Here is a 7,569-nt window from a genome sequence, read left to right on the forward strand (position 1 = left end):
ACCTACATCCATAACTTGGTGTCCACCTCTTTTAAGTGGACACCACATGCCAAAGCTCACTCAATTGCAGAAGGTGCGGAGAAATTCGCGCTTACAGTCTTTGAGGCTTCGTTCCAATCGTAGCAGGCATGTGGAAGGCGCTATACCCGCTCTCGTAGCTGGCTTTGAATTTCTGCCATACAGCTTCTGCGGCCGACGATGCGGCGGCCGGTCGTGCCCCGAGCGCGCTAGCGAGTTCTGATCGAGAAAGAATGATCTCGCAAAGGCGCTCGTCGTCTCTGAAGTAGATCGTCATCCCCATCTTTGCGATGATTTCCGGCAGATGAGCGGGACCTCGGATGTTAAGATCCTCGCGATGAAGCCACGCCTTCACATACTGACTGTGAAATGCAGCTACGGAGGCGCGGGTAAGCCACGCGGCGCTTTCGGGCGGAACCTCCAGCACTCCGGCCTTTGCCAAATGGCTGATGGTGCGTGGGTGGAAAGAGGTCAATGCGCACGCCTCGACATGTGTCATGTATTCGACAGGTGGCTTCTTCCATCGCGGCATGCGTCTGGCAGGCTTCGCCATATCAAGTACATGGAACCGCCACGAGTACATTCCCCGACGTGTCGGGTCGATGGCTGCGATCTGCAGCGTGCCCTTCAGTACGCGTTCTACGATTTCATAGGGCGGAACCGCTTCTCGCGCGTAGAAGGTGCTCAACGAGTAGACGGCGTGCGACTCCCCGGTTACCGGTAGGTTTTTGAGCACGGACATGAGCTCTTCGACGTCAGCAAGAGGGATGAACCAACGAACGGCGTGCCGGCGGGCTATCCGGCTGAAACCTCGAATGCGCTTGTTCTGGATCAGGCCCCAGACGGTCCAGCGCGAGCAACCCAGCATCGCTGAAGCTTCCTTTTCGGTAATCAGCGTTTTCATGAAGTGATCTACCGCTGCGACTTTCGCTTCATCGAAATACGAAAACCTGCCCTTTGCGGCGACGGGCACGCCGATTTCGGTCAAGACCGCTCTCATCCCCTTCTTGTGAAGCTGATATCGATCCGCGAGTTCCGTCAGGGTAATTTCGCGGTGCCGGATCCCATCGAGCTGTTGCAAGCTTCCTCGACCAAGGCGGCCGGTGCGCGCCAGTACGACCTTTATCGCCGCGTCCAGCAGCGGCATTTGGCGCAACCATTTGACGCGCGTGCCCCTCCGTGCCCATCCGAATGCTTTGTCCGCGCCCTTGTCTCGCAAGTCTTGAGTGGTCTGCTCGAGAAGCCACGTTTCGACCGCGTTTTCGAGGTTCTTCCTGTCCGAGCGAAGGGCCGCAAATCCAGCTTGCCAGTCACCGGAGCGCTCGATTGGCGTCTTCCTTGAGAAGGAATTGGAGAGCAACCTGCCAAGAAACGCGCAGTGATCGATGACGCGATCAAGATGGAGTCCGTCAAGGAGGGGCCTCTGCATGTACGGTTCAAGGACGCCGAACCTTTGAAGCATGTAGTACTCGAAAGATTCCTCGTCAGGGTGCCGTGGCATCGGAACACCGCATTCCAGGCCAAAACGGTCGACTCCCACGAGGGGCCAGGTCCATACGTACCGTTTTCCTAGGGCGTTCTTTTCAAGCAGCGGCGTTCTATGGACAGGGCATTCGCGAAATGATGCGATGTCCCACCAGATCCTGTGGAACTGTGCCTCCTCGACGCAGCCGGGACAGAACCGACGAAACCGCTTCCTGAGCTGATACGGCCTGAGACGCTGCCCGTTGATAAAAAGATTGCCTTTCGATTTCATCGGCGACCAACGCTCGATCAGGGCGCGGTCGTTCGGAGGCATGTCCATTACTTCTACGAGCCGGGCGGAGCGCACGAGAAACGATCCTCGATGGTCGGGCATGACCATGTCGAGATAGATCCTCGTGGATCGGTGATACTCCTCGCCGATGCGTCGAAGAATGTACCCGTCCGCAGCCTCTCCAGCGACTGGGGCTGAGTAGAATGAGAACGCGTCGCTTGGGGTGCTAGCCATCGACCGTCTCCCCGCTGTTCATCGGTACCCGGAAATACTTGTAGGTGTCCTCCTGGAATCTGTCATCCGCCTCAAGCTGGAGATGTTTGAGGCCTAGCGTGTCTGAACCATCGGCGATCGCCATGATCGCGGCGTCGGCGACGAGGTTCATGATCAGGCCGATGACGCCCCCCGAGATTTTCCAGAGATCGTTGATTACATGCTGTTCGCCCAGGACCGACGGCGTCCGAAAGGGAAGTCTCTTGTCGATGGATCTGACAAGATTGCCGAACGCGGCGCCGTTCTTGATGATCGGGGGCACGTAGTGCTTCGCGAAGCCGCCTCGCTTCCGGAGATGCCCATTGCCATCCATGTAGTCGTAGATCGACTTGTCCCCGATCAGCATGACGTTCATCCTGTTGGTGTCCACAATACGCTTGAACAGGTCGAAGAAATGGTGGGCATCACGATGGAACAGCATGAACTGGGCATCGTCGAACATCACCAGTTCCGCTTCGGCGCGTTGCAAGCGCTCGACCGAGGCGTCCTTAGCGTCGTCGGCGTTGTGGTAGGTCACGGAGTGAGCGCCCGACCGCTTCTGGAGAAGGGTGGTGACGGACTTGACCGTCGGCGAACCTGGAACCGGTACGTAGACGACGGGAAACTTCTTGTTGCCGTCGACAACTCGCATTGGGAAGCGGCCGGCGTAATGCATGCACGCCCACGATTTTCCGGACCGGATTTCTCCAAGGAGACCGACCACGCGCCCTCGCGAGTGCCCGCCGTTCGGGTTCGGACGGTGTCGTCTTCGAATGAAGTCGATGGACTTGTCGAAAGCCTCGAATGGCACGAGAAGCGTTCGCACCAGTTCCTCTCGGTCCTCATCAGGCAGGAGGCTCGCCGCGAGGCGGGCCTCCATCGTATCGAACGCCGTGGTATGAAACTCGATGAGATCGTTATCCATCACGCTACCTCACACGTCGTAGCCGGCTGCGTCGTCGTCATCGTCCTCGACGACTGCTGACGGTAGCATCCGCTCGGCTTCGGCTTCTCCCGGCACGACCGCCTTCGCCCGCGGACTCTTCGGCGGCTTCGGCCGCGCCGTCTCCGGACTTGCCAGATCCATCAGGTCGGCGCCGCTGCGCAGCGTGGACATGTCGATGATCTTTGCGTCTCCGAACTTCCGCACCTGGGATTCGAAGAGCTGCGCCACCTTGCGCGCGATGTCGTACTTCCGGCGCGAGCGCTTGAGGTTCAACACCTCCTCGGCCATCGCGTCCTGCGCCTCGACCAGGTCGAGCACGTTCTTGAGCTTCTTGTTCTGCTCCCGTCGGTAGTCCATGATCCGCCGATGCTGAAAGAGCTTTAGACCCGGCGCATACCGCGCCCCGGCGCCCTGGGCGAACACTTCGATCATCTTGCCACGGTAGGGGTCTTCGACCCATCCGTGCCCGACGTCGTAGGCGTCCCGCACGAACCGGTAGCGTTTGCCCTTCTTGTGAGCCGCGTTCGTCCGGATGAGGTAGAGTTCCGGGCTGGAGTAGTGGATGAAGTCAAGCCGCACGCCGTCCGACTGGACGGTCACCATCTTGGACAGCCCTGCCATCCTGGCGAACATGTCGCGGTCGATGAGCGGGCGCAGCGGCGCCTTCTTTACGCTCTCGACCCAGAGGTCCGCCGGAACCGCCGCGACCGCATTCGTCTCGCCGAGGCCGAGCCGTGGTTCGAAGACATGAATGTTGCAGAAATAGTGAGCGAGAAATCCGCGGAACTCGCCGAGCTTAAGCACCGGTACCGCCATCTCCTTTTCCTGGTCGTACTTCTTGCGCTCGTCGGGCGAGGACGTCGTCGCCCCGGCGAGGGAGTGCACGAATGCCGTGCCGAGAATACGGAACAGGCGCTCCAAGGCCCCTTTCATCCAAGGACTGCCAGGCCTGTACTCGACAAGCTTGTATCCGACCTGCCGGGCGGCGTTTTCAGCATCCTTCTGGACAAGCGGCTGCTCGTTGTCGACGCCGATCGCCAGCGGAAAACCGCCGTATCCATACTCCATGCCTTCGGGGAGGTCCGTCTTTTCAAAGATTGCGTGCTGGAGCGCTTCCAGAAAGAGCTGGAACGACGGATTGCCGAACCCGACCGACCATCCTACCGGGATTCCGGTAAAGCGGTCTCGCAGGACGCAGGTCCAAGGTTTGCCGAAGGCGATGTCGAGCTCGTCGTCGATGATCATCACCGGAAACTGGGCGAAGTCCGCGTCGACACGCTCGAGCGGGGCCGTCGCCCTGATCTGCCGCAGGTAGTCGGCGTGCTTGCGCTGCGCAAAGTCCGGTCCGTGGACCAGGAGATCCTTTACATACAGATTGCAGCCCTTGATCGTCCGTCCGAGGAAGCTCTGCTTCAGCAGGAAATTGCCCTCGTCGTCTAGCACCTGCGGTCTGAGATGTTCGTATTTCGCCCCGTCGCGAACAAGAATCTTGATCTCGGCGCGGACCATCTTCCACGTGCCGAGGGCCGCGATCGTGGTGAAGACTGCCTCCCGCACGAGGTCATAGAGCTGCGAATGGAATCGCTCCGTCCGGTTGCCGGGACGATGTTTAGGCATCTGGTTCACAAGCCGGTCGAACTGGCCCCCGTCGCGATCGAGCTTGAGGCGTTCGAATGTCTGCGTGCGGCCGAGCGGCTTCAGCCCGGTCTCCGCGCTCAACCTGTCCATCACCTTCTTCATCTGCGGCCAGGTCAGATGCTTTCCGCGTGCAACCTCGGCCTCCAGGATGGCGTCGATCATCCGCGTCTTCCAGTCGGCGAACGCGATGGCCTCCTCCTTGTAGCTGAGCGAGCTTCCCGGCAGGTTCTTCGTGGGATCCTCCGTCATCGGACGGATCCGACGCTCCGCCTGAAGGTACGCCAGTTTCCAGTTCGAAAGCAGGATCGGCTGGTTCGTCTTCGTGTGAACGAGGTGGAGCTGCTTGCGCGTGTGCGGCGTGGCTGCGATCCAGCCGGCCGACATGGCGGTGACGTAGACGCGCCTGTCCTCGTCAAGAAGCATGAACAGCGTCCGGTCCTTGATGTCGAAGGACTGCTCCGGCCCGGCGCCGACGCCCTCGGGGATGTCGTGGATGCCGATTTCGTCGAGTGTCTGGGCCTCCCGCAGCCCGGTGGGGATTACGATCTTGTTGGACATGGTCTCATACCTTCCTTGTTACGATGGAGTGGATGTCGAGCGGCATGCTGTGGTCGAGCCGAACCTTTCCTGCGGCGGCGAGCTGCATCAAGGCGGTATATGTCGGATTGAATTCGCCCTTGACCCTGGCGGCTTCCGGCGGCTCGTCGGCGAACCTCGATGTCATGACGTTCGGCGACGCGCGGGCCATGAGCTGCCCGATCGTGGCGGGCAGGGAGCCGTTCATGATCTGGTGCCGGATCTCGGCGATACCGGGATGCTGGCCCTTTTCGTGCATGTGCTTCCAGATCTCGCAAACGTTGCCCCACCGTGGCTGCAGGTGGATGCTGCATTCGTCGAGAAGCAGGTAGGCCGCATCCTTCTCCTCGAGGGCCTCGATCAGGCCACGTGTCCTCGCCTCTACGCGTTGACGACCCTTTCGCTTCTGGATGTTGATCGGCTCGTAGTCGATGACGAACACCCGGCCGTCGGACATCAGCACTGCAAGATCGGGAATGTGGGTCCGCGTCACGACCTTCCCGTCTTCACGGACGCGCCGATACTCGAGGACAAACGGATATTCCGCGACCCGGATCACCTCCGGGGTGACGTCGAGATGGGTGAGATGGTCGGCCATCAGTGGAAGACGGGCGCGGATCATTCCCAGCCGGAAGGCCTTTTTCGTGGGATGGTTCACCGGGATGGTCGGGTGTCGCGTTCGTTTCTTGATTACGCGCGCGGGTTCGTGCCGCGGGCCGAAGATTGCGCGCCATTCGGCGTCGATCGGGTTCTCTCTGGCCTTGAGTCTCATCAGGAAACTTCCCAGAACTTGAGGGTCTCCAGAATCGCGATACGACTATGGCCGAACTGAACGTGTTGCCGACGCCTCCGCCGAGGGGAGGGTGTGGTCGCATATTCGTCAAGCAGTGCTTGATATCCGACGACGGCATTCGTCAGGGACGTTGTCATCTGGGGGCGCACGCTACGTCCGCGAGCCTGGGTGACGGTGTTCATCGACGTGTCTCCTGACTGGCGAGAAGCCTCTTCAACGCGGCACGATCAGCCGGACCGAGGCGGGCCGCCTCGCACATGGCTTTCCAGATGTCCGTCGGCGTCGCGTCCGCCGCGACGTAGACGAGCTTCGACTGCTGTTTCGGGCTTTCGATAGACATGACTTCTCCTTTCGCGCCCGATATCCCGCGGCGCGTCGTGGTGTTGCTGGTGATGAGTGGGGGCGTCGTCCGCCCCGTCGCTGACCTTAGAGGGAGAGCAACCGTTCACATTCGGCCATCAGGATGGCGTTGAGTTCCGCAACGGAGCAGGTGTGGCCCGCGGGCTTGTCCGTAAGGTATCGCTCCTCGATCTGCTTGAAGCGGCGTTCGATGTCTGCCTTCGAGCAAGGCTTCTTTCTGGGCATGACTTCTCCTTTCGCGTCCGGCTCCTGTCCGGGACGACGTCGATGTGGCGCTGCGATGGTGGTCTCCTGTCCGGCACTGTGCGGCCGGCGAGACTCACGATGCATATATGAAGGTTCGTTTCAAGCTTTTGTTTTTGCTAAGGATTCGTGCATTTCCCCGGCCCTCCGTCAGCGGTGGCGGACGCAAAGCAAAGCCGAAAATCGGCCTCTCGCCGCCAAGAAAAACCGAAAGGTTTTCGACGGGCGCGAATCCTTTAGCTGAAAGTAATGGTCCATATTCGGCGAGAATAAAGCGACGAGGCAGGTGCCGAGCGGCGTGCTTGCCGCAGGGGCCGAAACGGGCCGAATAGACGGAGGGCGGGCATGAACGAATCCTTGAAAAACGTTGTCAACACTTCTGGAAATCGGAAGTGTCGTGGTCTCAGCGGTGATCCGGTCCTATTCCCATTGTCGTTCTCCTGCTCCGTCATGGGCGGGGCGCCCGACGTGGACGCGCGCGTATATGTTCATGCTCTGTTCCGATTGTCAACAGAAGTTGTAAGAAATTTGAGATACCGGCTGAAGTTGCGCATATGACGAGGGCGCCTTGACGCCCGTGAAAGGGCGCCTGAAGGTGCCCTGGATCGGCGCCGGGCGGGTGCCAGCAATAAGAAGGCGGAATGCGTGATGGCGGAATGGACGACCGACAAGGGGTACGAGCTCGGCGGACTTCCGGTGTGGTTTCATCCTTTCCGGTTCGACAGATATCTACAGATGCGGCGGGAATTTCCTTCGCATATGAGCAAGCGGATCAAGGAAGAGGAAAAGGCCGCGGGAAGGGACGTCTCGAAGGCGCGGATAGACGGTCTGCTCGACGACGCTAGACGGGACGACGAAAAGGCCCGGCGGCGTTCGGACGCGCCGAGCGTCGGGTGTGATTAGGCATGGAATAAGGACCCCGCACATGGGGTGATCGGCGTCCAAACGGGACCCCCATCTGCAATGGGGTTACAACAGCCTCCGGTT

General features: G+C 60.1%; 7 protein-coding genes. 1 reads left to right on the forward strand and 6 read right to left on the reverse strand.

Annotated features, from left to right (window positions below):
• Positions 1–91: 91 nt before the first annotated feature.
• From GGQ67_RS24825 to GGQ67_RS24850, 6 genes are all read right to left on the reverse strand, one after another.
• A complete protein-coding gene (locus GGQ67_RS24825) occupies positions 92–2,008 on the reverse strand; it encodes a TniQ family protein (RefSeq protein WP_183902776.1) in 1,917 nt (638 codons plus the stop codon).
• A complete protein-coding gene (locus tag GGQ67_RS24830) occupies positions 2,001–2,951 on the reverse strand; it encodes a TniB family NTP-binding protein (protein ID WP_183902777.1) in 951 nt (316 codons plus the stop codon). The genes GGQ67_RS24825 and GGQ67_RS24830 overlap by 8 nt, the downstream gene beginning before the upstream one ends.
• A 9-nt stretch (positions 2,952–2,960) precedes the next feature.
• Positions 2,961–5,168: a DDE-type integrase/transposase/recombinase gene (locus GGQ67_RS24835; protein ID WP_183902778.1), complete on the reverse strand. Its 2,208-nt coding sequence runs from the start codon at positions 5,166–5,168 to the stop codon at positions 2,961–2,963.
• Positions 5,169–5,172: 4 nt separating this feature from the next.
• A complete protein-coding gene (locus tag GGQ67_RS24840; RefSeq protein ID WP_183902779.1) occupies positions 5,173–5,958 on the reverse strand; it encodes a hypothetical protein in 786 nt (261 codons plus the stop codon).
• Between the two features lie 199 nt (positions 5,959–6,157).
• Positions 6,158–6,319 carry a hypothetical protein gene (locus tag GGQ67_RS24845; RefSeq protein ID WP_183902780.1) on the reverse strand — a complete coding sequence of 54 codons (162 nt, stop codon included), beginning with the start codon at positions 6,317–6,319 and terminating at the stop codon, positions 6,158–6,160.
• A gap of 86 nt (positions 6,320–6,405) precedes the next feature.
• On the reverse strand, positions 6,406–6,564 hold the full coding sequence (locus tag GGQ67_RS24850; RefSeq protein WP_183902781.1) for a hypothetical protein: 159 nt from the start codon (positions 6,562–6,564) through the stop codon (positions 6,406–6,408).
• A gap of 666 nt (positions 6,565–7,230) precedes the next feature.
• Here GGQ67_RS24850 and GGQ67_RS24855 point away from each other — a divergent pair.
• On the forward strand, positions 7,231–7,485 hold the full coding sequence (locus GGQ67_RS24855) for a hypothetical protein (RefSeq protein WP_183902782.1): 255 nt from the start codon (positions 7,231–7,233) through the stop codon (positions 7,483–7,485).
• Positions 7,486–7,569 lie beyond the last annotated feature (84 nt).

It is taken from the genome of Rhizobium metallidurans, assembly GCF_014196505.1.
Lineage (GTDB): Bacteria > Pseudomonadota > Alphaproteobacteria > Rhizobiales > Rhizobiaceae > Rhizobium > Rhizobium metallidurans.